This is a genomic window from Sphingomonas sp. CFBP 8760 (assembly GCF_014841615.1).
Classification (GTDB): domain Bacteria; phylum Pseudomonadota; class Alphaproteobacteria; order Sphingomonadales; family Sphingomonadaceae; genus Sphingomonas.
On sequence record NZ_JACYUG010000003.1, the window covers coordinates 214709 to 241199 of the forward strand.

Sequence of the window (26491 nt, forward strand, 5' to 3'; positions counted from 1 at the left end):
GTGATCGATCTGACGATCGATTGCATCATCGGTTCCCGGTTTTCGAACGCGGTTAATCCGCAGTTCAACGACTCGCCGCACCCCGATGCCGGTCTGACGCGGGAAGCGGGCGGCGCTATTGCCCCGGTAAGACATGTTCGACCACACACCATCGTGTTGACGCGCGGTGGGGCTGCGAATCAGCGTTTGGATTGATCGGTTCGGTCCCGGCTACGGGATCGGCGCTCTGATGCGGGGTTCGATGAACAAGCATTTCGTTGCAGCCATGGTGGCTCTGGTATCGATCACCGGCATGGCGCACGCGGCGGATCGCCCCGGCACGCCGGTTCCCGCCCCCGCCACCGGCGGCGAGTATATCCCGGTTCCCAGCGCGGAAGCGACGGCCGACCTCAACGCCGACCGTCAGTTCAAATCGCTGTTCCAGACCTGGAAAAGCTTCGATGCCTCCGCCGGTCTCGGCCGCGGCGCGATCGCCATCCCCTCGGTCCAGCCGGTCGCCAAGCTTCAGTTCACCAGCAATTTCGGCATCCGTTCCGATCCGTTCCGCGGCACCGCCGCGATGCATGCCGGGGTCGATATCCCCGGCCCGACCGGTACGCCCATCTATGCCACCGCCGACGGCATCGTCGCGCACGCCGATCGCCAGGGCGGTTACGGCAACCTCGTCGAAATCAACCATGGCAAGGGTATCGCCACCCGCTACGGCCATCTGTCGAAGATCCTCGTCAGCGACGGTAGCCGCGTTCATCGCGGCCAGCTAATCGCGCTGATGGGCTCCACCGGCCGGTCGACCGGGTCGCACCTCCATTACGAGGTCCGGATGGACGGTCACGCCGTCAATCCGATCCCCTTCCTGACCAACGCCGATTATCTGCTCGCCGCGCAGGACCGCGCCGTGAAGCTGATCCCGGTCAGCAGCGACGGCCCCGCCGCGCTCGACTGATCTTTCCCGGGCCGGTTTCTTCCCGTCGTTCCGCCGATCCGGCACCATCGATTGCCGCCACCCGCCACCGTCCCTAAGGGGATGGCATGGGTGTGACCACCATGGCGGGCCGGCGTGACCCAGACTGACGTTCTCCCCCGGCGATCCCGCCGCCGTCTGGCCCTCGCCGCCGCGCTGCTGCTGTCCGCCGGGATCGGTTCGGTCTGGCTGCTTCGCCAGCCCATCGTCACCCATTTCGTCGACCGGGAACTGGATCGCCGCGGTATCGCCGCGCGCTACCGGGTCGAGGATTTGGGGCTCGGCCGTCAACGTCTGACCGATGTCGTCATCGGCGATCCCCGCCATCCCGATCTGACCGCCGACTGGATCGAGACGCGGACCGGTATCGGCCTGGGCGGCCCCTATCTGGTCGGGGTGAAGGCGGGCCATGTCCGTCTGAACGCGCGGCTGGTGGGGGGGCGTGTGTCGCTGGGCGCGATCGACCGGTTGTTGCCGCCGCCCTCGGGCAAGCCGTTCGCCTTGCCGGCGCTGACCGTCGCGGTCGAGGAAGCGCGTGTCCGCCTCGCCACGCCGTTCGGCCCCGCGCTGCTGCGGATCGCCGGGCAGGGGCGGCTGAACGATGGTTTCGCCGGCACCATCCGCGCCGATGCCCCGCAACTGGCGGCGGGTGGTTGCCGGATCGGCGCGGCGCAGGCGGTACTGCGGATCGCCATCACCGCGGCGCGCCCGCAGGTCGACGGTCCGGTCGCGGCGGACCGGCTGGAGTGCGACGACGGGCTGCGGGTCGCCGCGCTGCGCGCCGATCTGGAAGCCCGGCTGTCGGCGGCGCTCGATCGCTGGCAAGGCAAGGCGAGCGTCACCACGGCGGCGGCGGCGCGCGGCACGATCCGGCTTGCCGCGCTGGCGGCCACGCTCGATATCGCCGGCTCGGCGAAGCGCAGCGAGGGGCATGTCGCCGCCACCGTCCGCCGCCTCGACGTGCCGCAGGGCATCGCCGATGCCGCCCGGATCGACGGCAACTATGCGATCGACCGCCGCATCGCCTTCACCGGCCGGGTCCATCTGAACCGCGCCGCCCTGGCCCCCGCGCTGTCGGGTCGGGCGGCACCGCTGCGCACCGCCGCCGCCGGTACGCCGCTGGCCCCGATCACCGCGCGCATCGGGCAGGCACTGGTCGACGCCGGCCGGATGCTCGACGCCGATGCCCATCTGGATATCGGTGAGGACATCGCGGTGTCCCGTATCGCGGTCGACGCGGCGAGCGGTGCCCGCCTGACGCTGGACGGCCGCCTCGTGATCGCGGACGGGGCGATGCGGCTGCCGCCCGGACTGAAGCTGGTGGCGGGCGGTGGCGGGCTGCCGCGCGTCGCGCTTTCCCTGTCGCGGGCCAGCGCGACCGCGCCGATCCGGGGGCGTGCCACCATCGATCCCTATGCCGCCGGCCCCGCCCGCCTCGCGCTGGCGCCGGTGGCGTTCGTGGTCGGCCCCGACGGCGTCTGGCGCGCGACGACGCAGGCCACGCTGTCGGGGCCGCTCGGCGATGGGCGGGTGGAGGGGCTGGTCCTGCCGCTGACGCTGGCCGGCGCCGGCGATCGCCTCACGGTCAATCCGTCCTGCACCCCCGTCACCGTCGATCGCCTCGCCATCGCCGGCCTGACGCTCGATCCCGCCCGCCTCGCGCTCTGCCCGACCGGCGGCGCGTTGGTGACGGTGGCGGGCGGGCGGATCACCGGCGGTGCCCGGCTGGGGGCGACGCGGCTCGCGGGCCGGCTCGGCACCACGCCGCTCACGCTCGCCGCCACCGGCGCGACGTTCCGCCTGGGCGATCGCGGCTTCGCGGTCGAGGGGGTGGAGGCATTGCTGGGGGCGCCCGATCGCCAGTCCCGCCTCACCGTCGCCGGCCTGACCGGTACGATCGCCGGGGGTGCGGTCACCGGCCGTTTCGCCGATACCGGGGGGCGGATCGGCAACGTGCCGCTGGTCCTGTCCGCCGCCGCCGGCGACTGGTCGCTCGATCGCGGCATCCTCTCGCTCACCGGCGCGCTGACCGTCAGCGACGCCGCCGCGCCCGCCCGGTTCCGCCCGCTCGCCGCGCGCGAGGTCGCGTTCCGCCTCGCCGGGGGAGACATCGCCGCGACCGGCGTCCTGCACGAACCGACCACCGGCACCCGCGTCGCCACCGTCGCGATCGCGCACCGGCTGGCGGACGGCAGCGGCCATGCCGATCTCGCGGTGCCGTCGCTGCCGTTCGGGGAGGGGTTCCAGCCCGAACTGCTCACCCCGCTGACGTTCGGTGTCGTCGCCGATGTGCGCGGCACCGTCGATGGTCGCGCCCGCATCGCGTGGACCGGGCAGGGGGTCACCAGCACCGGCGACTTCGGCACCGCCGCGATCGATCTGGCCGCCGCCTTCGGTCCCGTCACCGGGCTGGCCACCCGCGTCCGGTTCGACGATCTGCTCGCGCTGCATACTCCGCCGGGGCAGGTCGCCACCGTCCGCACCGTCAACCCCGGTATCGCGGTGCAGGACGGCACGATCCGCTATCAGATCCTGAACACCACGCAGGTTCAGGTGGAGGGTGCGCGCTGGCCGTTCGCGGGCGGTGCGCTCACGCTGGACCCCTCGCGCCTCGATTTCGGGGAGCGGGGCGAACGGCGGCTCACCTTCCGTGTGGCCGCCGCCCGCGCCGACCAGTTTCTCCAGCAGTTCGACTTCGCGAACATGAACGCCACCGGGGTGTTCGACGGCGTGTTGCCGATGATCTTCGACGATGCCGGCGGCCGCATCGAAAACGGCCGGCTGACGATGCGCGAGGGCGGCGGCACCATCGCCTATGTCGGGGCGCTGGGGCAGGAACAGCTGGGGCTATGGGGCGATCTCGCCTTCCAGGCGCTGCGGTCGCTGCGGTATCGCAGTCTCGATGTCACGCTCAACGGCTCGCTCGGCGGCGAGATGGTCACCGATGTCCGCTTCGCCGGGATCAGCCAGGGGGTTGGGGCGAAATCGAACTTCCTCGTCCGGCGCCTGCAACGCCTGCCGCTGGTGTTCAACGTGCGGATCAAGGCACCGTTTCGCGGGCTGCTCGATTCGGCGCAGTCCTTCTACGACCCCCGCCGCCTGATCCAGCGTAACCTGCCCACGCTGCTCGAACAGCAGAACCGCGCCGGGCGCCCGGCCGGTGCCGCGCCCGCCCCGCCCTCCATTCAGCCTAGCGCAAGCGAGAATAAGCGATGAACCGTTCCTGGTTGACGATGATGCGACGAATCACGACCTTGGCCCTGTCGGGGGCGATCGCGGCGACCACGGGGTGCGTCAACGTGACCGCACCGGACAAGCCGATCGTCATCAACCTCAACATCAACGTCACGCAGGAAGTGGTGTACCGCCTCGATAGTGAGGCCAAGTCGCTGATCCAGCAGAATCCGGGGATTTTCTGATGAAGGCCAGGACATACGTCGCCGCCGCCGCGCTCATGGCCGGCCTCGCCGTCGCGGGTGCCGCCTGGGCGCAGCGCGACCCCGCCTATGCCGCCGCCCGCGCCGCCGGGCAGGTGGGCGAGCAGCCGGACGGCTATCTCGGCGTGGTGGGCGGTGGCTCGGCGGACCTGCGCGCGCTGGTGTCCAGCATCAACATCCAGCGCAAGGCCGCCTATACCCAAAAGGCGCAGGCCAGCGGCGCCACGGTCGAACAACTCGCCTTCACCAGCGGCTGCAACCTGATCGCGCAGACCAATCCGGGGGAGAAATACCGCACTCCCGATGGCGGCTGGGCCACCCGCACCGCCGCCGCCCCCACCCGCGATCCCCGCTGCGTGTGATTCGCGGGAGCGGCAGGATTGCCGATCGACGCCGCGCCATGCGTCTACATCATGGCGAGCGGCCGTAACGGCACGCTTTATGTCGGCTCGACCATCGATCTGGCGGGGCGGGCATGGGAACATCGCACCGGCGTCGTGCCGGGCTTCACCCGGCGATACCATTGCCATCTGCTGGTCTGGTTCGAGGCTGGCCCGGATTGGGAAGCGGCCCGGCGGCGTGAAAAGCAGATGAAGGAATGGCGTCGCAGTTGGAAATTGCAGGAGATCGAAGGGTTGAACCCCGAATGGCACGACCTGTACGATCAGATCGCCAACGCCTGATCGTCATCGCGCATTTTCCTCTTTCTTCCCCGGCGGACGCCGGGGCCCGGTTGGCAAGTCGATGGTGACGGTCACTGGCCTTCACCCGACTGGACCCCGGCGTCCGCCGGGGAGGGTGCAACCCGTATGTCTCTCTCGTTCTGTATGTCTCTACCGTTCGACCGGGATTGGCTGAACGACAGGCCGTGCCCCAGCGCGGTTGACTTGGGCGGCCCCCCTTTCTAAACGGACGGCGCCTTGGCGGGGTCGCTCGCCGTTCATGCGTCACTATCCCGGCACGGCCAATCGGTTGGTCAGGGGATGGCGCGTGGCGGATGACGGTTCCGGACAGGACTTCGGCGATGCGGAGGACCCGCGGCTGACCGCGCTCGATGAGCGGCTGCGTCAGGCGCGAGAGACCGAGGCGACGCGATCGGGGGCGAAGATCGATACGGACCGGGGTTACTCCCAGGGCAATCGTGTCATTTCCGCCCTCATTGGAAGTCTCGTCGGCAGCGCGCTGATCGGTTGGCTGATAGACCGCTGGTTCGGCGCGACGCCCTGGGGGCTGATCGTGATGCTGTTCCTCGGAATAGCGGTCGCGTTCAGGCAGATTATTAGGATTTCAGGCGAGCGCCCGGAGTAACCCCGGGCGTTTGTCATACGTGGAGCGCAAGCGTGGCGGCGGCAGAAGGCAGCAAGATCGACCCGATGCACCAGTTCCTGATCGAGCCGGTGATGGGCTCGCATTGGGTGGTGGGCGGCTACGACCTGTCGTTCACCAATTCCGCATTGTGGATGGTGGTGACGCTGGCGTCGCTGTGGCTGTTCATGCTGGGTGGCATGAAGCGGCAGCTGGTGCCCGGCCGCTGGCAGGCCGCCGTGGAGGGGTTCACCGGCTTCGTGTCGGGGATGCTGACCTCGAACGTCGGGCCGGAGGGCAAGCGCTTCGTCCCCTATGTCTTCTCGCTGTTCATGTTCATCCTGTTCGCCAACATCCTGGGGCTGCTGCCCTTCGGCGTGATCCCCGGCGTGCATCCCTTCACCGTGACCAGCCACCTGACCGTCACCGGCGTGCTGGCGATCATCTCGTTCGCGATCGTGCTGATCGTCGGGTTCGGGCGTCACGGCTTCCACTTCTTCTCGCTGTTCGTGCCGCACGGCACGCCGGTGGTGATGATCCCGCTGATCTTCGTGGTCGAGTTGATGAGCTTCCTCGTGCGCCCCTTCTCGCTGGGTCTGCGACTGTTCGTCGCGATGACCGCGGGGCACATCCTGCTGAAGGTGCTGGCCGCGTTCGTCATCAACGGCATCAACATGGGGCCGGGCTATGCCGCGATCGTGACGCTGCCCAGCTTCGTGCTGATGATCGGCATCACCCTGCTGGAACTGCTGGTCGCGGCGATCCAGGCCTATGTCTTCGCGTTGCTGACGAGCGTGTATCTGAACGACGCGGTGAACCTGCACTGATCCCCGCTCGCGGGTGTGTAGGATGTGACTTTCAAGACTTTCCGATGTGACTTTCCAACCTGATAATTGACTGGAGTGACTACCATGGACGCAGAAGCCGCAAAGATGATCGGCGCCGGTCTGGCCGCGATCGGCATGGGCCTCGCCTCGCTCGGCGTGGGCAACGTGTTCGCCAAGTTCCTGGAAGGCGCGCTGCGCAATCCGGGCGCCGCGGACAGCCAGCAGGGCCGTCTGTTCATCGGTTTCGCGGGCGCGGAGCTGCTTGGCCTGCTCGCCTTCGTGACGATGATCATCCTGCTGTTCGTCGCCTGAACCGACCGGTATCGGGCCGGGCGCCACGCGCGTCCGGCCGGTATCTAAAGGACGCACATGCCCCAGATTTCCCAGATCGCCGCTACCTATGCCTCGCAGATCTTCTGGCTGCTGATCACCTTCGGCCTGCTGTATTTCGTGGTGGGTCGCGGCATGGTGACGAAGATCGTCGCCACCGTCGACGCGCGCGAGGCGCGGGTCACGGGTGATCTCGCCGCCGCCGAAGCCGCACGGGCGCAGGCGGATGCGACCGAAGAGGCATGGCGCGTCGAGATGGACGCCGCCCGCACCGCCGCCGCCGCCGAAACAGCCGCAGCCAAGGCGCAGGCGGTCAAATCGGCCGAGGTGCAGGTGAAGGCGGCGGATGCCGACCTCGCCGAGCGCGCGGGCCATCACGATCTCGCGATCGCCAACGCCAAGGCGGAGGCGCTCGCCAATCTCGACACCGTCGCGGCGGAGGCGGCGCAACAGCTCGTCGCCAAGCTGGCGGGTCTCCAGATCACCGCCGATCAGGCGGCGCACGCGGTCCGCGAGGTGAGGGCACATGGCTAATCCGACCGTCAACGGCAGCAGCATCGTCGCCGAAAACCTGACCGATGCCACCCAGGCGACCGGACTGGCCCCCGTGCCGGTGAAGGAAGGCGACGGCGTTCACGAGACGACCGCCGCCACCGAACATCACGCGCCGTCGCCCACCGCGCTCGGCTTCGATTCGACCGGCTGGGTCGCGATCGCCGCCCTCGTCGTCGTCGCCATCATGCTGTGGAAGAAAGTCCCGGCGATGATCGGCGGGATGCTCGACACCCGCATCGCCGCGATCCGCACCCAGCTCGACGAGGCCGCCGCGCTGCGCGCCGATGCCGAGGCGCTGCGCGCCGACTATGAGGCCAAGGCGAAGTCGGCCCATGCCGATGCCGAACAGATGCGCGAACACGCCCGTGCCGAGGCGCATGGCATCATCGTCAAGGCCAAGGCGGATGCCGAGGCGCTGATGGATCGCCGCGCCAGAATGGCGGAGGACAAGATCGCCGCCGCCGAGCGCGCCGCCATCGCCGAGGTCCGCGCCCGCGCCGCCGACGCCGCCGCCCGCGCCGCCGGGCTGCTGATCGCCGAGCATCACGACGCCGTCGCCGACCGCACGATGATCGACCGCACCATCGCCGGGCTCGGCCGTCCCAACTGATCCGGATTTTCCTCGCTGGTGGAAATCGGCGAGCGCGAGATAATTCGACCCGACCATCCCGTCATGGCGAGCGTAGCGACGCAATCCAGAGCGTCTTGGTCCGGCGCTGGATTGCTTCGCTACGCTCGCCATGACGGATTGGGTCAGATCAATGTTATCCCACTATAAAGTCCCACGCAGGCGTCGAAAACCGGCGCTGGCACAAGCCGGTCGCAATCCCTAGATCGGGCTTGATGTCGACGCCCACCACCGACCGGTTCAACGAAGAGAAATCCACCTACACGCTGCGTGGATCGGAGACGCCCGATCTGGAGGCCGGCGTGGCGGCGATCCGCAACGTGTTGCAAACCCTGCCGCAACGCTCCGGCGTCTACCGGATGCAGGATGCCCGCGGCGACGTGCTGTACATAGGCAAGGCGCGTTCGCTGAAACAGCGCGTCGCCAATTACACCCAGATCAACGGCCTGCCCAAACGGCTCCAGCGCATGGTGTCGCAGACCCGGTCGATGACGATCGTCACCACCAACAACGAGGCGGAGGCGCTGCTCCTCGAAGCGCAGCTCATCAAGCGGTACCGTCCGGCGTACAACGTACTGCTGCGCGACGACAAGAGCTTCCCCTTCATCCTGCTGCGCGCCGACAGCGATTTCCCCCGCGTCCAGAAGCATCGCGGCGCCCGCCGCGCGGTGGGCAACTACTACGGCCCGTTCGCCAGTGCCGGCAGCGTCAACAACACGCTCAACGCCCTCCAGAAACTGTTCCTGCTGCGATCGTGCACCGATGGTTTCTTCAAGACGCGCGATCGGCCGTGCCTGCTCTACCAGATCAAGCGATGCTCGGCGCCGTGCGTCGGCCGAATCGACAAGGCGGGCTATGCCGAACTGGTCGGCGACGCGAAGGACTTCCTCGCCGGCAAGTCGACGCAAGTGCAGGCCAAGCTCGGTGCGCAGATGCAGGCGGCGGCGGAGAACATGGATTTCGAACTGGCCGCGCTGCTGCGCGACCGGCTGAAGGCGCTAACCTTCGTACAGGGCACCCAGGCGATCAACGCCGAGGGGGTCGGCGACGCCGATGTCTTTGCGCTGGCGTCGAAGGAAGGGGTGATGGGCGTGCAGGCGTTCTTCATCCGCGGCGGCCAGAATTGGGGGCATCGCAGCTTCTTCCCCTCGCACACCGCCGATGTGCCGGAGGACGAGGTGCTGACCAGCTTCCTGACCCAGTTCTACGAGGAGGTGCCGCCCGCCCGCACGATCCTGCTCGACCGCGACCTGCCCGAAGGCGAGTTGCTGGCGCACGCGCTGGGCGAGGCGGCCGGGTACAAGGTCGCGCTGTCGATGCCGCAGCGTGGCGACCGCCGCCGGCTGATGGATCAGGCCAAGCGCAACGCGATTGAGGCCTTGGAACGCCGCCTCGCCGAATCGACCACCCAGGCCAAGCTGCTGCGCGAGGTCGCCGAACTGTTCGACCTGCCCGAACCGCCCGACCGGATCGAGGTCTACGACAACAGCCATATCCAGGGCACCAATGCGCTGGGCGCGATGGTCGTCGCCGGACCGGAGGGGTTCCGCAAGGGCCAGTACCGCAAGTTCAACATCAAGGGGAACGAAGCGGCGACCGACGACGATTTCGGCATGATGCGCGAGGTGTTCCGTCGCCGCTTCGCCCGCCAGCTGGAGGAGAATCCCGATCGCGACGCCGACACCTGGCCCGATCTGGTACTGATCGACGGCGGCAAGGGGCAGCTGAACGCCGCACGCGCGGTGATGGAGGATCTCGGCATCGAGGACGTGCCGATGGTCGGCGTCGCCAAGGGGCCGCATCACGGCCGCGACGGGCGCGAGGTGTTCCATATGCTCGACGGCCGCGAGTTCCAGTTGCCGGTCAACGCGCCGGTGCTGTTCTACCTCCAGCGGCTGCGCGACGAGGTTCACCGCTTCGCGATCGGCGCCCACCGCGAGAAGCGCGCGAAGGCGATCGGCGCGTCGCCGCTGGACGAGGTGCCCGGCATCGGCCCGGCCCGCAAAAAGGCGCTGCTGATGCATTTCGGCACCGGCCGCGCGGTTCGCAACGCCAGTCTCGACGATCTGAAGAAGGCCCCCGGCGTCTCGGCCGGGGTCGCACAGCAGGTATACGACTTCTATCACGCGCGCTGACGTTTTTCCGCGTTGCCCGCGCCCCGGCCGTCGCTACACAGGCGATCGGGGTTCGTTTTCGGGGGGTATCATGCGGCGCTGGCCAATCTTCTTCGCGTTGCTGGCATCGGCCGGGCCGGCATGGGCTGGTGATGCGCCGCTTTATGGACCGGTGCCCGGCTGGGTGGTGCCCGCGCCGGCGATCGACACGAACAGGCTGAACGACGCTTCGCCGCAGGTGCTGGTATTCGACAACCAGCAGCGGCTGGAGGGGGATTCGGTCACCGTCTATTTCGATGTCGCGAACCGCGCCACGACCACGCAGGCACTGAACGAGATGGGCACGCTGATGTTGCCCTGGTCCCCCGACAAGGGCGATCTGACGATCCACCGTGTCGAGATCCTGCGCGGCGCCGAAACGATCGACGTCCTCAAATCCGGTGACCGCTTTACCGTGCTGCGCCGCGAGGAGGGCATGGAACGGATGATGCTGACCGGACAGCTGACCGCGACGATGGCGGTGAAGGGCCTGCAACTCGGCGATACGCTGCGGGTCGCCTTCTCGATGACGACGAACGAACCCGTGCTGAAAGGGCATGGCCAGACCGTGGGGATGACCCCGGCCAGCCCGTTCCGCACGCAGTTCGGCCGGTTGCGCCTGCTCTGGCCGACGGGGCGGAAAGTGGCCTGGAAGGGGTATCCCGACGGGATCAAGCCGGTCTTCGCCAAGGTCGGCGGGGATGACGAGATGACGATCCCGCTGCCGCTCGCCAAGCAGCCGGAGGCACCGGGTAACCTGCCCGATCGCTATGCGAAGCCGCCGATCGTCGAGGTGTCCAGCTTCGCCGACTGGCCCGAGGTGTCGCGCACGCTGGCGCCGCTCTATGCAACCGATGGCCTGATCGCCCCAGGCAGCCGGCTCGCGGCCGAGGTGGCGACGCTGAAGGCGGTCGCCGATCCGCTGGCGCGCACCGAACGCGCGCTGGAACTGGTACAGGACAAGATCCGCTACCTCGCGGTGGCGATGGACGGTGGCAACCTGACCCCGCAGACCCCCGCGAAGACGTGGGAACTGCGGTACGGCGACTGCAAGGCGAAGACGCTGCTGTTGCTGGCGCTGCTCCACGGCGCGGGGATCGAGGCGGAGGCGGTGACCGCCAGCATGCAGACCCGTGGCTTCGTCGCCGCACGGCTGCCCGGACCGGCGGCGTTCGATCATGTGCTGGTCCGCGCCAGCGTGAACGGGCGCTCGCTGTGGCTGGACGGCACCGGGGCCGGCGCCCGCCTCGCGGATATCGGCGACGTACCCGGTTATGGCCAGGTGCTGCCGCTGCGGGCGGCGGGGGCGGCATTGATGCCGGTCGCCTATGCCGCCGACCAGCGGCCCCGGCGTAATGTCGCGATCATGCTGGATCAGAGCGCAGGCGTCGATTTCCCGGCGCTGTGGCGCGCCACGGTCACGATCCGCGGCGCGGCGGCGCAGGGGCTGAATGCCGCGGTCGGCCAGGCTGATGCCCGGCAGAAGGCGGCACTGATCCAGTCGGTCGTCTCCGGCGAACTGGGCGATGTGCAAATGAGCAGCCACGCCATCGCCTATGATCCCGACACCGCGACCGCCACCGTCACCGCCGCGGGGCTGGGGACCACGCGCTGGCAGCGCGACGATCGGCGCTGGCGCCAGTCGCTCGACCGCGCGATCGGCTCGATCGCGTTCGCGCCGGATCGATCGCGTGCGGCATGGCGCGACATTCCCGTCGCGACCGGCGTGCCCGACAGCGCGCTGATACGCACCGTCGTGAAGCTGCCCGCCGGCGTCACCGGCTACACGTTGGAGGGGGACCAGACGCTGACCGGCACGATCGCCGGGCGGCGATTGTCGCGGACGACCGCGATGGCCGGCGACACCGTCACCATCGAGGACCGGGTCGACCTGATCGAACCGGAGATCGCCCCCGCCGCGATCGCCGCCGAGCGCGCGAAGCTGGCGGCGGCGCAGGGCCGGCTGTTGCGGATCGTGGCGCCCGCGACGCTGCCGAGCCGGGTCGAAACGGTGCGCACCGGTCGCAAGGCAGGGCGCTTCACGCCGATCGAAACCGCCTTTGCGCAGGCGATCGCCGCGGCGGCGGACGATCCGGAGGACATGAGCGGCTATGTCAGCCGGGCCAGTTTCCGTGCCGGCATCTATGACTATGCCGGCGCAATCGCCGATGTCAGCAAGGCGATCGCCACGCAGGAGACGGCCGAACTGCTCGGCCGGCGCGCCTGGTATCACGCCGCGCTGGGCGCCCGGGCCAAGGCCATCGCCGATTATGCCGCCGCCTATGGTCTGGATCCGTCGCAGGAATTCGCGCTGACCCAGCAAGCCGATCTGATGGCGATGGACGGGGACACCGCCGGCGCGCTGAAGCTGCTCGATGCACGGATCGATACCGGCGGCGAGGAGCGCTTCAAGGCGATCGCGGAAAAGGCGTTCATTCAGCGCAACACCGGCGATACCGTTGCCGCCATCGCCACGATCGATGCCGCCGTCGCGGAAAAGCCTGCCGATCCGTACCTGCTCAACATGCGCTGCTGGGTGAAGGGGACGGGCAACCATGCCCTCGATTCGGCGCTGGCCGATTGCACCCGCGCGATCGAACTCGGCAACGGTGCGGGCGCGCTCGACAGCCGCTCGCTGGTGTTCTTCCGGCTCGGCCGGCTGGCGGAGGCGCTGGTCGATGTCGATGCCGCCCTGGCGGTCTGGCCCACTTCACCCGGATCGCTGTTCCTGCGCGGCATCATCAAGGCGAAGATGGGCAAGGCCGCGGCCGCGGCGATCGACCTTGGCGATGCGCGGCTGATCCAGCCCAGCATCGATGCCGAATTCAAACGCTATGGCATCACCGCCTGATCGGCCCCGCGATGCGGCGGCGGTGCAACGATGCACCTGAATGCCCCCGCCATCCTGCTGTCCGCCCGCCCGCATGGCGAGCATGGCAGCATCGTGCGGGCGCTGACCCGCGACGACGGCGTGCAGCCCGGTTATGTCCGGGGAGGGCGGTCGAGGCTGCTGCGGCCGGTGTTGCAGGCGGGCAACCGTGTCGTCGGCGAATGGCGTGCGCGGACGGCGGAGCAACTGCCTGCGCTGACGCTGGAACTGACCGAGAGCGCCGCGATGCTGCACGGGGAACCGCTCGCCGCCGCCGCACTGGACTGGATCACCGCGCTCACCGCCGCCTCCCTGCCGGAGGCGCAGCCCTATCCGCAGCTGTACGACGGGCTGAACGGTGTCCTCGCCGCGCTGCTCGCCGCACCGGGCGCGCGGGGGTGGTCGGTGGCGGTGGTGCGGTACGAACTGCTGCTGCTGGGGCAGCTCGGCTTCGGGCTCGGTCTGGATCGCTGCATCGTCACCGGCGCGACCGCCGACCTCGCCTGGGTCAGTCCCCGGAGCGGTGCGGCGGTCAGTGTCGGGGCGGCGAAGGGCTATGAGGAGCGCCTGTTGCCGATGCCCGCGTTTCTGGACGGCGGCGGCGCGATGCCCGGCTGGTCCGATCTGCTCGACGGGCTGCGCCTGACCGGCCATTTCATCGCGCGCGATATCCTGGTCGATCGCGCCGCCGCCCCGCTCGCGGCGCGCGAGCGGCTGGTCGACCGGATCAAGAGAGCGGTTGCGTGACGCCGCCTCGCCCGGCAAGGGCGGCACCATGACCCTGATCGCTATTCTCGCCGGCGACGGCATCGGCCCCGAAGTCACCGCACAGGCCCGCCGCGTGCTGATCGCGCTCGCCCCCGACCTGATCTTCGAGGAAGGGCTGGTCGGCGGTGCCGCCTATCGCGCACAGGGCCACCCGCTGCCGCCCGAGACGCTGGCGCTGGCGAAGCGATCGGACGCGGTGCTGTTCGGCGCGGTCGGCGATCCCGCCTTCGACGCGCTGGAACGGGCGATGCGGCCGGAACAGGCGATCCTGGGCCTGCGCAAGGGGCTGGGCCTGTTCGCCAACCTGCGGCCCGCCAAGCTGTTCGCGGGGCTGGAGGACGCGTCCGCGCTGAAGCCGGAGATCGCGCGCCGCATCGATCTCGTCATCGTGCGCGAGCTGACCGGCGACGTCTATTTCGGCGACAAGGGCCGCCGCCTGACCAGCACCGGCCTGCGCGAGGGCCACGACCTGATGCGATATGACGAGGTGGAGGTCGCCCGCATCGCCCGCGTCGGGTTCGAGACCGCGCGTACCCGTCGTGGCAAGCTATTGTCGGTGGACAAGGCCAACGTGCTCGACACCTCGCAATTGTGGCGCGACGTGGTGAACGAGGTCGCGCGGGATTTCCGCGATGTCGAGCTTGGCCACATGTATGTCGACAATGCCGCGATGCAGTTGGTGCGCGATCCCGGCCAGTTCGACACGATCGTGACGGGCAACCTGTTCGGCGACATCCTGTCGGATCAGGCGTCGATGTGCGCCGGCTCGATCGGGATGCTGCCCTCCGCCGCGCTGGGCAGCGGCACGCTGGGCATGTACGAACCGATCCACGGTTCCGCGCCCGATATCGCCGGGCAGGGCAAGGCGAACCCGTGCGCCGCGATCCTGTCGGCGGCGATGCTGCTGCGCCACTCGCTCGCCCGGCCGGAACCCGCCGACCGGATCGAGGCCGCGGTCGCCGCCGCGATCCTCGCCGGTGCCCGCACCGCCGATCTGGGCGGCGCGATGTCGACCGAGGCGATGGGCGACGCGATCATGGCGCAACTGGGATAGCCGTCATGCCCAGCCGGGCAGCCACATCCAGCGCGTGAAGGCGCGCGGGCTGGACAGCGCGGCGGCGGACAGGATCGGGTGGAAGTGGACGAACAGTCCCGCCACCAGCAGCAGATACGCCTCGTCCCATCCCGCCACCCGCGCGCGCCAATGGTCGAACGCGACCGCGATCGCGATGCACAGCCAGATGCTCGGCAGATAGTAATAATAGAAGAAGCCCAGCGATTTCGGGATGATCGCCCAGATCGCGAAGCCGGCGATCCATAACATCGCCGCCGCGCCCGTCCGCACGTCGCGTGTTCGCCACCAGCCGATCGCGCACGCCGCCACCGCGACCAGCCCGCCCCACAGCACCGCCGGATTGCCGATCATCAGCACCCCGCGCTGCGCGCCGTCGACGGGTTCGTACAGATACCAGATCGGCCGCAGGTCGAGCGGCCAGCTCCACCATGACGACTGATAGGTGTGCGCCGGCAGCACCTGCGTCTGCTGCCCGTACATATGGAGCTGGAACGGCAGGATCGTCGCCAGCGTCAGCGGCTCGCGCGCATAGAAGAACGCCGGCGCGAAGGTAGCGAAATAGGTCACGACGCTCACCCCGCCCAGCAGCAGCAACGCCGGGATCGTTGCCATCCCCCGCCACCGGTCGGGCCGCCCGCGCTTCAGCAGGATCAGCGCGATCCCGGCGAACGCGACATAGGGCGCCGCCGTCCACTTGCACCCCGTCGCCAGCCCCAGCAACACCGCGCCGGCAATCCACCGCCGCCGCACTTGTGCGGGGCGACCGTGCATCGCCCATAACAGACATGCCGCCCCCGTCACCACGAACGCCGCCATATACCCGTCGAGCATCGCGATCCGCGCCTGCACGAAGACGGTGAAGCCCAGCAGCGCGCACAGCGAACCGGTCACCGCCGGCCGCAATCGTCGCGTGCCCAGCCACAGCAGCGCGAACACGCCCGTCACCACCGCGGTCGCCGCCAGGGTCGAGAACAGTCGCCAGCCCAGCGCATTGTCGCCGAACAGCGCGATCCCGCCCGCGATCAGCGTCTTGGCGAACAGCGGATGCTCGACGTTCGCCGGCCCGTCCAATGCCAGCAGCCGCCGCGCGGCGGGCACGTAATGGATCTCGTCGAACATCAGGATGCCCGGCACGGTCAGCCGCCATAGGAACAGGATCTGCGCCACGATCGCGATCGACAGGGCGACGGGCAGGGGGCGGCGGAGAAGGGCGGGCATCGGCCCGCGTTGTCGCCGCTCCGCCCGCCGCTGGCAAGCGACCCCGCCCGGCCGGCCAGCCACCCCGGCCCGCTTGCAACAGACCCCCGCAGGGGGCAAAGCGCAGGGCATGAAGCGCAAGACCGGCCAGGACCGCACCATCACCTCCACCTGGAAGCCCGCGACGCAGGCGATCCGTGGCGGCACCGCCCGTTCCGAATGGGGCGAAACGTCGGAGGCGTTGTTCCTCACCTCCGGCTACGCCTATGATTGCGCGGGCGATGCCGCCGCGCGCTTCGCGGGCGAACAGGTCGGGATGACCTATTCCCGGCTCCAGAACCCGACCGTGCAGATGCTGGAGGAACGCATCGCCCTGCTCGAAGGGGCGGAGGCGTGCCGCACGATGGCGAGCGGCATGGCGGCGATGACCGCGGCCTTGCTGTGCCAGTTGCAGGCGGGCGACCACCTGGTCGGCGGCCGCGCCGCGTTCGGATCGTGCCGCTGGCTGACCGACACGCTGCTGCCCAAGTTCGGGATCGCCACCACCGTCGTCGATGCCCGCGATCCGCAGGCGTTCGTCGATGCGCTGAAGCCGGAGACCAAGGTCTTCTTCTTCGAAACCCCCGCCAATCCCACGATGGACGTGGTCGATCTGGCCGCGGTCTGCGCGATCGCGCGCGAACGCGGCATCGTGACGGTCGTCGACAACGCCTTCGCCACCCCCGCGCTGCAACGCCCGATGGATTTCGGCGCGGACGTGGTCGCCTATTCCGCCACCAAGATGATGGACGGGCAGGGCCGGGTGCTGGCCGGCGCGGTGTGCGGCACGCAGGACTGGATCGACAACACGCTGCTGCCCTTCACCCGCAACACCGGGCCGACGCTGTCGCCGTTCAATGCGTGGGTGGTGCTGAAGGGGCTGGAGACGCTGGACCTGCGTATCCGTCGCCAGTCGGAGAATGCCGTGAAGGTCGGCACCTTCCTCGAAGGCCGGGTGCCGCGCGTGCTGCATCCGGGGCTGCCCAGCCACCCGCAGCACGAACTGGCGATGCGTCAGATGGCCGCCGCCGGCGCGATCTTCGCATTGGAACTGGATGGCGGCCGCGAACAGGCGCACGGCCTGCTCGATGGGCTGGAACTGGTCGATATCTCGAACAACATCGGCGATTCGCGCTCGCTGATGACGCATCCCGCCTCCACCACCCATGCCGGCGTCAGCGCCGAGGTGCGCGAGACGATGGGGATCGGCGAGGGGATGCTGCGCCTGAACGTCGGGCTGGAAGACCCGGACGACGTGATCGCCGATCTCGATCAGGCGCTGCGCCGGGTCGGCCTTTGATGAAGGCGCTGTTTCCCCACGCGGCGACCACGCACGGGGTGACGGTGCGCGTCTCGGTCAGCTACCTGCCCGAACAGTCGGAGCCGGCGCGCGGCCGCTGGTTCTGGGCCTATCATATCCGGCTGGAGAATGAGGGCACGCAGGCGGTGCAGCTGCTGACCCGGCACTGGGTCATCACCGACGGGCGCGGTGCGCGCCATTCGGTGGAGGGTGAGGGCGTGGTCGGCGAACAGCCGCTGATCGAACCCGGCGGCAGCTTCGATTACGTGTCGGGCTGTCCCCTCTCCACGCCCACCGGCGCGATGCAGGGCAGCTACCGGATGATCGCGGCGGATGGCGAAACCTTCGACGCGGACATCCCCCGCTTCCCGCTCCACGCACCGGCGGTGACGTCATGAAACGCACCCACCTGCCGTTGAACGGCCTGCGCGTGCTCGACGCCGCCGCACGCCATCTGTCCTTCACCCGCGCTGCCGACGAACTCGCCGTCACCCCGGCCGCCGTGGGTCAGCAGATCCGCGCGCTGGAGGATACGCTGGGCGTTGTCCTGTTCCGCCGCACCACGCGTGGCCTGGAACTGACGCCGGAGGGTGAGGCGGGCCTCGCCCCGCTTCGCGACGGGTTCCTCCAGTTCGAGGAAGCGGTGCGCGCGATGCAGGCGGGCCAGTCCTCCAAGTCGCTGACCATCGCCGCCCCGCGCGATCTGACCGAGAAATGGCTGATGCCGCGCCTCGCGAAGATCGCGGCGGCGGACGGCGAACTTCGCTTCGTGCTGCTCGGCACCGAGGAGGGAGTGGATTTCACCCAGGCCAATCTCGACCTCGCGATCCGCTGGGGCGAGGGGCCGGGCGAGCATGAGGGCGAGGCGCTGGAATCGGACGGCATGGTGATGGTCGCCGCGCCCGGCGATCCGTCGCCCGCGACGATCGTCTGGGTCGGTGGTCCCGCCACCGACATCGCACCGGATGCCATCACCGTCCGCGTCGCCGATGCCGGCCTCGCGCTCGACGCCGCCGCCGCCGGCCTGGGCCGTGCCACGGTGCCCGAACTGCTGGCCGCCACCGACCTCGCCACCGGCCGCGTCATCGCGATCGGCGATCCGCTGCCGTCACGACAGGGCTACTGGCTGGTCGCGCCGACCCCGCAATGGCGGCAGAAAAAGGTACGGCTGCTGGTCGAGGCGCTGGCGGGGTAGGAGCTGTGGAGGTCAGAACCCCTGTGCGTTTTCCGTCCTCTTCTTGAGGGTGACCATCCCGGCCGCATAGCCGAATTCGTACGTCAATTGCTCGATCCGCTCTTCGCGGGGTAGCGACACGACAAAGGTGGTGGAAGACGTCGCCTTGATCTCCGAGATTCCGCCTCCGTCGATTCCGCCGTTTCGCCGCTGCACATCATCCAGAATGATGCGGATCATACAGACCGACCGACTTACCTGATCGGCGGCACATTTCGCTTCGGTCATGACATTTCTCTTGGCGGTTGAGGACGGTGGTGCCGATGCCCGTCGCTGGGCGGCATCGGTGTCGGAACATGCCGTTCCCGACAATGCGGCGAGGAAAACCAGATGACCAAGTGATCTGGCGTATGACGATTGCGGGATCATGCCGTTTACCTTCCCGGAGCCAAAGTCGTCAAAACGGCGCCTGCTTCGAATTCGGCGATCGTTCTTGGATAAATCCGGTTCATCGTCACCATGGCCGGCCGAACTTTCGCCGGCGGTGGCGTATATAGCGCAGAGCGGGGTTGTTCGCCCACGAATGCCTCGAACGCGTCGTTCCATGCCTTGCCATGGACCTTGTCCCTGCGCATCCCGCCGCCCATCACGGAATTCTTGTCCGCATCGGTGACGCCGTAACATGCCGAGATATTGGTATCGCCGGATGGTGGGCAACCCGGCTGGCCGATGGCGACATGCCCCAATCCAAGAAGATGCCCTACTTCATGGACGTGCGCCCGTTGCATGATGGCGTTGCCGGCGCCGTCCCGGCCCTTGGCGACCAGATCCGTATCGCGACTGTCATAGAGGTTGGCATGGGATCCGAACCACGTTTCGTCCGCAGCCAGACGCACGACTTCGATGACGTGATGCTGCGGACCCGATCCCGCATCGCTGCCGATCAGGCGAAAGCGGCAGAAGGCATTGGGTATGAAGACGTCCCGGCCACTGCGGACGGCGAATGCGCCCCGACGATTGTCGATCCAGAACTTGCCGTCCCAGAAAGCCTGTGCCGAACTGCAGAAGTTAACCTTCTACGCAGCCCAGTCTCTCGGGGTCCATTTGACGATCTTGCGTGATGGTGCGGACGATCGACCATAATCGTGATAGGTGCCGGTATCCGCACCACCGGCGGGATTTATCTGCCTGAACCCCATTCTCATCGTCAATGTCAGGTCGGCATTGCTGCGCCCGGAGCATCCATCGGTATCCAGCATCGCATCGTAGCGCGGATAATGTCTGGTCAGCTTCATCCGGTGAACCCCTCAGCCAGGGTCGATCGTAGACCTTTGATACCCGTCGGCAAGGGGGTTGATCCCCTGGCCGGAACCGGCACGATCGCCCCGCGGCAACAGCCTCAGTTCTTCAACCGCCACCCGCGTCGCAGCAGCGTGTAGCACAGCAGCCCCAGCACCACGTCGATCGCCAGCACGACGATCGCGCCGGACCACACCGGCGAATCGGCCACGCCGAGGAACCCGTAACGGAACCCGGAGATGATGTAGAAGAACGGGTTGGCATGGCTGATCGCGCGCCAAACCGGTGCCAGCGAATCGACCGAATAGAAGGTGCCCGACAGCAGCGACAGCGGCGCGACGACGAAGTTGGTCACCGCGGCGGCATGGTCGAACTTCTCCGCCCAGATCGAGGTCAGCACGCCGAGCAGCGCAAGGAACGCCGACCCGCCAATCCCGAACCACAGGATCGCCAGCGGCGCATGCGGGGTCACATGCACGCCCGGCCACAACGCCATCGCCAGCGATACCGCGCAACCGACCAGCACCGCCCGTGTCACCGCGCCGCCGACCAGGGCCGCCAGCAGTTCGGCGGTCGACAGCGGCGGCATCAGGTAATCGACGATCGTCCCCTGGATCTTGCCGACCAGCAGCGAGAAGCTGGCATTGGCGAACGCGTTCTGCAGCATCCCCATCACGATCAGTCCGGGCGCGATGAAATCGGCGAACGGGATATCCATCCCGCCGACCCGCACCGCATGGCGCCCGCCCAGCGCGACGGAAAATATCACGAGGAACAACAGGGTCGTGATCGCCGGTGCCCAGATCGTCTGGAGCTGGACCTTGAAGAACCGGCGCACCTCCTTGATATAGAGCGTGCGTAGGCCGCCCCAGTTGATGCTCCGGATGACGGGCACGCCTGGGGCATTCCGAACCAAGGATTGAATTTCGCCGATTGGGGGCTGGCTGCTCATGGCCCGAGCGGTTACTCGCTGCCGCTGCCGCCCGCAACCGGCCGTATTGCGAAGGAACGACCAATGTCCTGGACCGACGAGCGTATCCAGACGCTCAAGACGATGTGGGAAGGCGGGCAGACCGCCAGCCAGATCGCCGAAGCGCTGGGTGAGGTCAGCCGTAACGCGGTGATCGGCAAGGCGCACCGCCTGGGGTTGCAGGCGCGCCCCTCGCCGGTGAAGAGCCATGGCGAGGCAGCGGTTGCCGCCGATCCGGCTCCCGTTCTGGCACCGGTATCGGCTCCCGTACCGGTCGCGGCTGCACCAGAACCCGTTACGATCGCGCCCGAGCCGGTCGTGGCCGCCGCCCCGCCGCCACCCCCCACGCCCGAACCGGCCCCCGTGCCGGTGGAGGCCGAAAGCGACGACGAGGAAGAGGAGGATGAGGTTGCCGTGGCGCCCGCCCCCGCGCGTCCGCCCCAGCCGATCCTGCGCTCCGTCGGTCCCGGCGGTTTTCTGCGCCAGGCGCCCGGTGAGCAGCAGCCGCCGATCGCCCCCGCCCCGCCGCGCCGGCTGGTCCCTGCCAAGCCGTCGGCGGAAATCGCCGGCAAGACCGGGCTGCTCGATCTGAACGACCGCATCTGCAAATGGCCGCTCGGTCATCCCGGCGAGCCCGACTTCCACTTCTGCGGCGACAAGGTGAACCCCGGCTTCCCCTATTGCGTCGATCATTGCGGCCACGCCTATCAGGCACAGCTGCCCCGCCGCGATCGCCGTCCGCCGCCGCCGCTGCCGTTCGGCGGCCCGCGCGTCCGCTAAGGTTGAACCGGGACGTGCGCCGATCGGATCAATCGACCGGTTGACCCGGTCGGCGCACTCCCGGTATCAGGCGCTTCGGGCGGTCCCGGTGGGCCGCCTTTTCTCGTTGTAAGGAAGCCGCGATGTCTACGCCCGCGCTCATGCCCGTCTACCCACGGTGCGGGGTGCGTCCGGTGCGAGGCGAGGGGGCGTACCTGTTCGGTGAGGATGGCGAGCGTTATCTCGATTTTGCCAGCGGCATCGCGGTCAACGCGCTGGGCCATGGCCATCCCGCGCTGGTGAAGGCGATCGCCGATCAGGCGGCGACGCTGATGCACGTGTCGAACCTGTATGGCAGCCCGCAGGGCGAGGCGCTGGCGAAGCGGCTGGTGGATGCGACCTTCGCCGACACGGTGTTCTTCACCAATTCGGGCGCGGAAGCGGTGGAATGCGCGATCAAGACCGCGCGCCGGTTCCACCATGCGGAGGGCAATCCGCAGCGCCACGACCTGATCTGTTTCAACAACGCGTTCCACGGCCGCACGCTCGGCACCATCTCCGCCACCAATCAGGCCAAGATGCGCGACGGGTTCGAACCGCTGCTGCCGGGATTCAAATATGCCGATTTCAACGATCTGGACGGCGCGCTCGCGCTGATCGACGACAACACCGCGGGTTTCCTGGTCGAGCCGATCCAGGGCGAGGGCGGGTTGATGACCGGCACCGACGAATTCCTGAAGGGATTGCGCGCCGCCTGCGACGAACACGGCCTGTTGCTGGTGCTGGACGAGGTGCAGTGCGGCTATGGCCGGACCGGCAGGTTCTTCGCGCACGAACTCTACGGCATCGTCCCCGACATCATGGCGGTGGCGAAGGGGATCGGCGGCGGCTTCCCGCTCGGTGCCTGTCTGGCGACGGAACATGCCGCCAAGGGCATGGTGTTCGGCACCCACGGCTCCACCTATGGCGGCAATCCGCTGGCGATGGCGGCGGGGACGGCGGTCTTGGACGTGATGCAGGGCGATGGTTTCCTGGATCATGTCGCCGCGATGGGTGAGCGGCTGCGGTCATCGCTGGAGCAGATGATTCCCAATCACGATCACCTGTTCCACGAGGTGCGCGGACGCGGGCTGATGCTGGGGCTGAAACTGAAGAGCGACAGCCGCCGCTTCGTCGCCCATTGCCGCGACAACCACGGGCTGTTGACGGTGGCGGCGGGCGACAACGTCGTCCGCATCCTGCCGCCGCTGGTGATCGACGAGAGCCATATCGCCGAATTCACCCAGAAGCTGAGCGAGGCGGCACGGGTGTACGTGCCGGTCGCCGACGATTGACGACGATCCTCCCCGGCACGGGGAGGGAAACCATGCGATGCATGGTGGAGGGGGACCGAAGATGCGCCATTTCCTGAACCTGTCGGATGCCGGAGCGGACGGGATCGCCGCGATGCTGGCCGATGCGATCGACCGCAAGGCGGCGCGCGCCGGCTGGGCGAAGGGCCGCGTCGATGCGGATGCGCCGCTTGCCGGCCATGCGCTGGCGATGGTGTTCGAGAAGAATTCGACGCGCACCCGCGTGTCGTTCGACATGGCGATCCGCCAGCTCGGCGGCAGTTCGATCGTGATGGACGCCGGTACGATGCAACTGGGGCGCGGCGAAAGCGTGGCGGATACCGCGCGGGTGCTGTCGGGCTATGCCGATGCGATCATGATCCGCACCGACGATCACGCCAAGGTGGAGGAGATGGCGCATTACGCCTCCGTCCCCGTCATCAACGGCCTGACCGACGCGTCGCATCCCTGCCAGATCATGGCCGACCTGCTGACCATCATCGAAGCCGGCAAGCCGCTGCCCGGCCTGAAGGTGGCGTGGCTGGGCGACGGCAACAACGTCCTCGCCTCGATCGTCGAGGCGGCGGGGCTGATGAAGTTCGACGTGATCGCCGCCTGTCCGCAAGGGTTCGCGCCGGAGGAGGAGGCGATCGTCGCCGCCTCCGGTCGCGCCCGCGTCGTCGCCGATCCGCGCGAGGCGGCGGAGGGCGCGGACATCATCGTCACCGATACGTGGATATCGATGGGGCAGGCCCATGCCGACACCAAGCTGGCCGCGCTCGGCCCCTATCAGGTCACGCCCGACCTGATGGCGCTGGCCAAGCCCGATGCGAAGTTCCTCCACTGCCTGCCCGCGCACCGGGGCGAGGAGGTGGCGACCGCGGTGATCGACGGCCCGCAGTCCCTGATCTGGCAGGAGGCGGAGAACCGGCTTCATGCGCAGAAATCGGTGCTGCGCTGGTGCTTCGGCCAGATCGGTTGAGGTCGGCGGGCGTCGTTCCCATATCCGTCGTCCCGGCGGTCGCCGGGATTTCCTTCCCTCCGCGCCCGCGCGGGCATTGAGGCCCCGGTACCAGCCGGGGTGACGGACCAGCATGAACGACCCTGACGCCATCATCGATATCGACCGCACGCTCGGTTTTACGATACCCGCCCGCAGCGCGCGGGGCCGCGTCGTGCGGGTCGGGCCGGCGCTGGACGCGATCCTGTCCGCCCATGCCTATCCCCCCGCGATCGAGGCACTGCTGGCGGAGGCGCTGACGCTGTGCGCGCTGATGGGATCGACGCTGAAGGACGAGGCGGGGCAACTGACCATCCAGACCCGTACCGAATCGGGCGTGGTCGAACTGCTGGTGTGCGACTATCGTGGCGGCGAATTGCGCGGCTACGTGCAATATGATGCCGACCGGCTGGCCGAGGCGCCGGAAGACCCCACGCTGTTCGCGCTGTTCGGCAAGGGCTATCTGGCGATCACCTTCGACCTCGCCACCACGGGCGAGCGTTATCAGGGCATCGTCCCGCTCGACGGCGATCGGCTGGCGGAGGCGGCGCAAAGCTATTTCGTCCAGTCCGAACAGATACCGACGCTGGTGCGGGTCGGACTGGGCCGCGATGCCGCCGGGCGGCGGGTCGCGGGCGGGCTGTTGCTCCAGCATCTGCCCGAAGGCGAGGTGGGAAGGGAACGTCTGCACACCCGGCTCGACCATCCCGAATGGGAGCATGTCGCCGCGCTGGGCAACACGATGGGGGCGGACGAACTGGCCGATCCCGCGCTGCCGCTGGAGACACTGGTGTGGCGGCTGTTCAACGAGGAAAGCGAGGTGCGCGTGCTCGCCTCCACCCCGTTGTCGCGCGGCTGTCGCTGCACGCCCGAACATATCATGGGGGTGCTCGCGAAGTTTCCGGTCGAGGACCGGCGCGAGATGGCGGACGAGGCGGGGGTGATCGCGGTCGACTGCGCCTTCTGTTCGACGAAATTTCCGGTGCTTGCCGAAGACCTTACCCCGGTTCGTTAACCATTTCTTCACCACTGTCGGGGTAGGAGGATGCGTGCCGTCGTTCAGCACGTTTTCTCCCCTTCGGTGGGTTACCCCCATCAACCTTCGGGCCGTGCGGCATCGCGCGGCCCTTTCTTTTTGGCCGTGTCTGGCGTAGCAGCCGGGAGATCATGACCACTTCGTCCTTTGCGGTGGCGCTCGTCTCGGGCGGCCTCGACTCGATGGTGTCCGCCGCGCTCGCGCGGGAGGCGGGTTACCGGCTGCTCGCGCTGTCGATCGACTATAATCAGCGGCATCGCGTCGAACTGGCGGCGGCGCGGCGCATCGCGAACGAACTGGGTGCGGAACGCCATGTCGTGATGCCGATGGACCTGTCCGCCTTCGGCGGATCGGCGCTGACCGACGACATCGCGGTACCCAAGGACGGGGCCGGCACCGATGATGCCGGCGGCATCCCGGTCACCTATGTCCCGGCGCGCAACACGATCTTCCTCAGTCTCGCGCTGGGATGGGCGGAGGCGGCGGGTGCGCGCGATCTGTTCATCGGGGTCAACGCGCTCGATTATTCGGGTTATCCCGACTGCCGCCCCGAATTCATCGCCGCGTTCGAGGGGCTGGCCGAGATCGCGACCAAGGCCGGGGTGGAGGGCGAACCCTTCCGCATCCGCGCCCCGCTCCAGCATATGACCAAGGCCGATATCGTCCGTGAGGGCGCACGGCTCGGGCTGGACATGGGCCTTAGCTGGTCGTGCTACGATCCGGCGCCGGGCGGCCTGCACTGCGGGCTGTGCGACAGTTGCCGGCTGCGGTCCAAGGGGTTCGAGGACGCTGGCGTGGCCGATCCCACCCGCTACGCCGCGCACGCCTGACGCGATGAGCTATGCCGTCAAGGAGATGTTCCTGACCCTGCAGGGGGAGGGGGTCCATGCCGGTCGCCGGGCGGTGTTCGTGCGGTTCGCCGGCTGCAACCTGTGGTCGGGGCGCGAGCAGGATCGCGCGACCGCGGTGTGCCGGTTCTGCGATACCGATTTCGTCGGCACCGATGGTGCGGGCGGTGGCAAGTTCGCCGATGCTGCCACGCTGGTCGCGGCGGTGGCGGATTTCTGGGGGGCGGACCGTGCTCGCCGCTTCGTCGTGCTGACCGGGGGCGAGCCGATGTTGCAGGTCGACGACGCGCTGATCGATGCGCTGCACGCCGCCGGGTTCGTCATCGCGATCGAGAGCAACGGCACGCTGCCGACGCATCCCGGCATCGACTGGGTCTGCATCAGCCCCAAGGCGGGCAGCGAGGTGGTACAGCGCCGTGGCAGCGAGTTGAAACTGGTCTGGCCGCAGGCGGGGATCGATCCGGTGCCGCTGGAGGACTGGGCGTTCGACCATCATCTGCTCCAGCCGCTCGACGACCCGCGGGCCGCGGCCAACCAGCAGGCGTGCATCGATCTGGTGCTGGCGCGCCCGGCATGGCGACTGTCGTTGCAGGCGCACAAGACGCTGGGGCTGCGGTAGGGCCATTGCAC

Annotated in this window: 29 protein-coding genes; 24 read left to right on the forward strand and 5 right to left on the reverse strand. The window is 68.4% G+C overall.

Annotated elements, in window-relative coordinates; translation table 11 throughout:
* The 15 genes from IFT82_RS05850 to leuB all read left to right on the forward strand — a co-directional run bounded on the left by IFT82_RS05850 (position 1) and on the right by leuB (position 14887).
* The gene (locus IFT82_RS05850; RefSeq protein ID WP_192125388.1) at positions 1-195 is read left to right on the forward strand and encodes a hypothetical protein; all 195 of its coding nucleotides are present in this window, start codon (positions 1-3) and stop codon (positions 193-195) included.
* Between the two features lie 46 nt (positions 196-241).
* Positions 242-943, forward strand: a complete 702-nt coding sequence (locus IFT82_RS05855; RefSeq protein ID WP_244646536.1) for a M23 family metallopeptidase — start codon at positions 242-244, stop codon at positions 941-943.
* Positions 944-1057: 114 nt separating this feature from the next.
* A complete protein-coding gene (locus tag IFT82_RS05860) occupies positions 1058-4177 on the forward strand; it encodes an intermembrane phospholipid transport protein YdbH family protein (protein ID WP_192125390.1) in 3120 nt (1039 codons plus the stop codon).
* Positions 4178-4194: 17 nt separating this feature from the next.
* The gene (locus IFT82_RS05865; RefSeq protein WP_192125509.1) at positions 4195-4380 is read left to right on the forward strand and encodes a YnbE family lipoprotein; all 186 of its coding nucleotides are present in this window, start codon (positions 4195-4197) and stop codon (positions 4378-4380) included.
* Positions 4380-4760: a YdbL family protein gene (locus IFT82_RS05870; RefSeq protein WP_192125391.1), complete on the forward strand. Its 381-nt coding sequence runs from the start codon at positions 4380-4382 to the stop codon at positions 4758-4760. The genes IFT82_RS05865 and IFT82_RS05870 overlap by 1 nt, the downstream gene beginning before the upstream one ends.
* An 18-nt stretch (positions 4761-4778) precedes the next feature.
* On the forward strand, positions 4779-5081 hold the full coding sequence (locus tag IFT82_RS05875; protein WP_342355059.1) for a GIY-YIG nuclease family protein: 303 nt from the start codon (positions 4779-4781) through the stop codon (positions 5079-5081).
* Positions 5082-5340: 259 nt separating this feature from the next.
* Positions 5341-5706: an AtpZ/AtpI family protein gene (locus IFT82_RS05880; protein WP_192125392.1), complete on the forward strand. Its 366-nt coding sequence runs from the start codon at positions 5341-5343 to the stop codon at positions 5704-5706.
* A gap of 32 nt (positions 5707-5738) precedes the next feature.
* On the forward strand, positions 5739-6530 hold the full coding sequence (locus IFT82_RS05885; RefSeq protein WP_342355061.1) for a F0F1 ATP synthase subunit A: 792 nt from the start codon (positions 5739-5741) through the stop codon (positions 6528-6530).
* 84 nt (positions 6531-6614) lie between these two features.
* A complete protein-coding gene (locus IFT82_RS05890; RefSeq protein WP_038662560.1) occupies positions 6615-6842 on the forward strand; it encodes a F0F1 ATP synthase subunit C in 228 nt (75 codons plus the stop codon).
* A gap of 57 nt (positions 6843-6899) precedes the next feature.
* Positions 6900-7394 carry a F0F1 ATP synthase subunit B family protein gene (locus tag IFT82_RS05895; protein ID WP_192125393.1) on the forward strand — a complete coding sequence of 165 codons (495 nt, stop codon included), beginning with the start codon at positions 6900-6902 and terminating at the stop codon, positions 7392-7394.
* The gene (locus IFT82_RS05900) at positions 7387-8025 is read left to right on the forward strand and encodes a F0F1 ATP synthase subunit B family protein (RefSeq protein WP_192125394.1); all 639 of its coding nucleotides are present in this window, start codon (positions 7387-7389) and stop codon (positions 8023-8025) included. Before IFT82_RS05895 ends, IFT82_RS05900 begins: the two co-directional genes overlap by 8 nt.
* Before the next feature lie 233 nt (positions 8026-8258).
* Positions 8259-10178, forward strand: coding sequence for an excinuclease ABC subunit UvrC (gene uvrC / locus IFT82_RS05905; protein WP_192125395.1), 1920 nt, complete (start codon positions 8259-8261; stop codon positions 10176-10178).
* 70 nt (positions 10179-10248) lie between these two features.
* On the forward strand, positions 10249-13047 hold the full coding sequence (locus tag IFT82_RS05910) for a DUF3857 domain-containing protein (protein WP_192125396.1): 2799 nt from the start codon (positions 10249-10251) through the stop codon (positions 13045-13047).
* A gap of 30 nt (positions 13048-13077) precedes the next feature.
* Complete coding sequence (recO, locus tag IFT82_RS05915) at positions 13078-13812, forward strand: DNA repair protein RecO (RefSeq protein WP_192125397.1); 735 nt, start codon at positions 13078-13080, stop codon at positions 13810-13812.
* Positions 13813-13840: 28 nt separating this feature from the next.
* Complete coding sequence (gene leuB / locus IFT82_RS05920; RefSeq protein WP_192125512.1) at positions 13841-14887, forward strand: 3-isopropylmalate dehydrogenase; 1047 nt, start codon at positions 13841-13843, stop codon at positions 14885-14887.
* Between the two features lie 3 nt (positions 14888-14890).
* Here leuB and IFT82_RS05925 read toward each other — a convergent pair whose 3' ends face one another.
* Positions 14891-16126, reverse strand: coding sequence for a phospholipid carrier-dependent glycosyltransferase (locus IFT82_RS05925; RefSeq protein WP_192125398.1), 1236 nt, complete (start codon positions 16124-16126; stop codon positions 14891-14893).
* A 109-nt stretch (positions 16127-16235) separates the two neighbouring features.
* Here IFT82_RS05925 and IFT82_RS05930 point away from each other — a divergent pair, with 109 nt between their 5' ends.
* From IFT82_RS05930 to IFT82_RS05940, 3 genes are read left to right on the forward strand one after another with little or no spacing between them, the layout of a single operon-like run.
* The gene (locus IFT82_RS05930; RefSeq protein WP_192125399.1) at positions 16236-17444 is read left to right on the forward strand and encodes a trans-sulfuration enzyme family protein; all 1209 of its coding nucleotides are present in this window, start codon (positions 16236-16238) and stop codon (positions 17442-17444) included.
* Positions 17444-17842 carry a Co2+/Mg2+ efflux protein ApaG gene (apaG, locus tag IFT82_RS05935; RefSeq protein ID WP_192125400.1) on the forward strand — a complete coding sequence of 133 codons (399 nt, stop codon included), beginning with the start codon at positions 17444-17446 and terminating at the stop codon, positions 17840-17842. Before IFT82_RS05930 ends, apaG begins: the two co-directional genes overlap by 1 nt.
* Positions 17839-18639, forward strand: coding sequence for a LysR family transcriptional regulator (locus tag IFT82_RS05940; protein ID WP_192125401.1), 801 nt, complete (start codon positions 17839-17841; stop codon positions 18637-18639). The genes apaG and IFT82_RS05940 overlap by 4 nt, the downstream gene beginning before the upstream one ends.
* Before the next feature lie 12 nt (positions 18640-18651).
* Here the strand turns inward: IFT82_RS05940 and IFT82_RS20530 are convergent, their stop codons facing one another.
* The 4 genes from IFT82_RS20530 to IFT82_RS05960 form a co-directional block, all read right to left on the reverse strand.
* Entirely contained in the window at positions 18652-19047 is a 396-nt protein-coding gene (locus tag IFT82_RS20530; RefSeq protein WP_207105740.1) for a hypothetical protein, read from the reverse strand.
* A gap of 5 nt (positions 19048-19052) precedes the next feature.
* Complete coding sequence (locus IFT82_RS05950) at positions 19053-19514, reverse strand: hypothetical protein (RefSeq protein ID WP_192125403.1); 462 nt, start codon at positions 19512-19514, stop codon at positions 19053-19055.
* Between the two features lie 180 nt (positions 19515-19694).
* Entirely contained in the window at positions 19695-19913 is a 219-nt protein-coding gene (locus IFT82_RS05955; protein WP_192125404.1) for a hypothetical protein, read from the reverse strand.
* 104 nt (positions 19914-20017) lie between these two features.
* The gene (locus IFT82_RS05960) at positions 20018-20869 is read right to left on the reverse strand and encodes an ABC transporter permease (protein WP_192125405.1); all 852 of its coding nucleotides are present in this window, start codon (positions 20867-20869) and stop codon (positions 20018-20020) included.
* Positions 20870-20932: 63 nt separating this feature from the next.
* Between IFT82_RS05960 and IFT82_RS05965 the strand changes: the two genes are divergently transcribed.
* From IFT82_RS05965 to queE, 6 genes are all read left to right on the forward strand, one after another.
* On the forward strand, positions 20933-21667 hold the full coding sequence (locus IFT82_RS05965; RefSeq protein WP_192125406.1) for a GcrA family cell cycle regulator: 735 nt from the start codon (positions 20933-20935) through the stop codon (positions 21665-21667).
* 122 nt (positions 21668-21789) lie between these two features.
* The gene (locus IFT82_RS05970; protein WP_192125407.1) at positions 21790-22980 is read left to right on the forward strand and encodes an aspartate aminotransferase family protein; all 1191 of its coding nucleotides are present in this window, start codon (positions 21790-21792) and stop codon (positions 22978-22980) included.
* A 61-nt stretch (positions 22981-23041) separates the two neighbouring features.
* Positions 23042-23959: an ornithine carbamoyltransferase gene (gene argF / locus IFT82_RS05975; RefSeq protein ID WP_192125408.1), complete on the forward strand. Its 918-nt coding sequence runs from the start codon at positions 23042-23044 to the stop codon at positions 23957-23959.
* A 112-nt stretch (positions 23960-24071) separates the two neighbouring features.
* A complete protein-coding gene (gene hslO / locus IFT82_RS05980; RefSeq protein WP_192125409.1) occupies positions 24072-24992 on the forward strand; it encodes an Hsp33 family molecular chaperone HslO in 921 nt (306 codons plus the stop codon).
* Positions 24993-25144: 152 nt separating this feature from the next.
* On the forward strand, positions 25145-25843 hold the full coding sequence (queC, locus tag IFT82_RS05985; RefSeq protein WP_192125410.1) for a 7-cyano-7-deazaguanine synthase QueC: 699 nt from the start codon (positions 25145-25147) through the stop codon (positions 25841-25843).
* Positions 25844-25847: 4 nt separating this feature from the next.
* The gene (gene queE, locus IFT82_RS05990) at positions 25848-26480 is read left to right on the forward strand and encodes a 7-carboxy-7-deazaguanine synthase (RefSeq protein ID WP_192125411.1); all 633 of its coding nucleotides are present in this window, start codon (positions 25848-25850) and stop codon (positions 26478-26480) included.
* Positions 26481-26491: the final 11 nt, after the last annotated feature.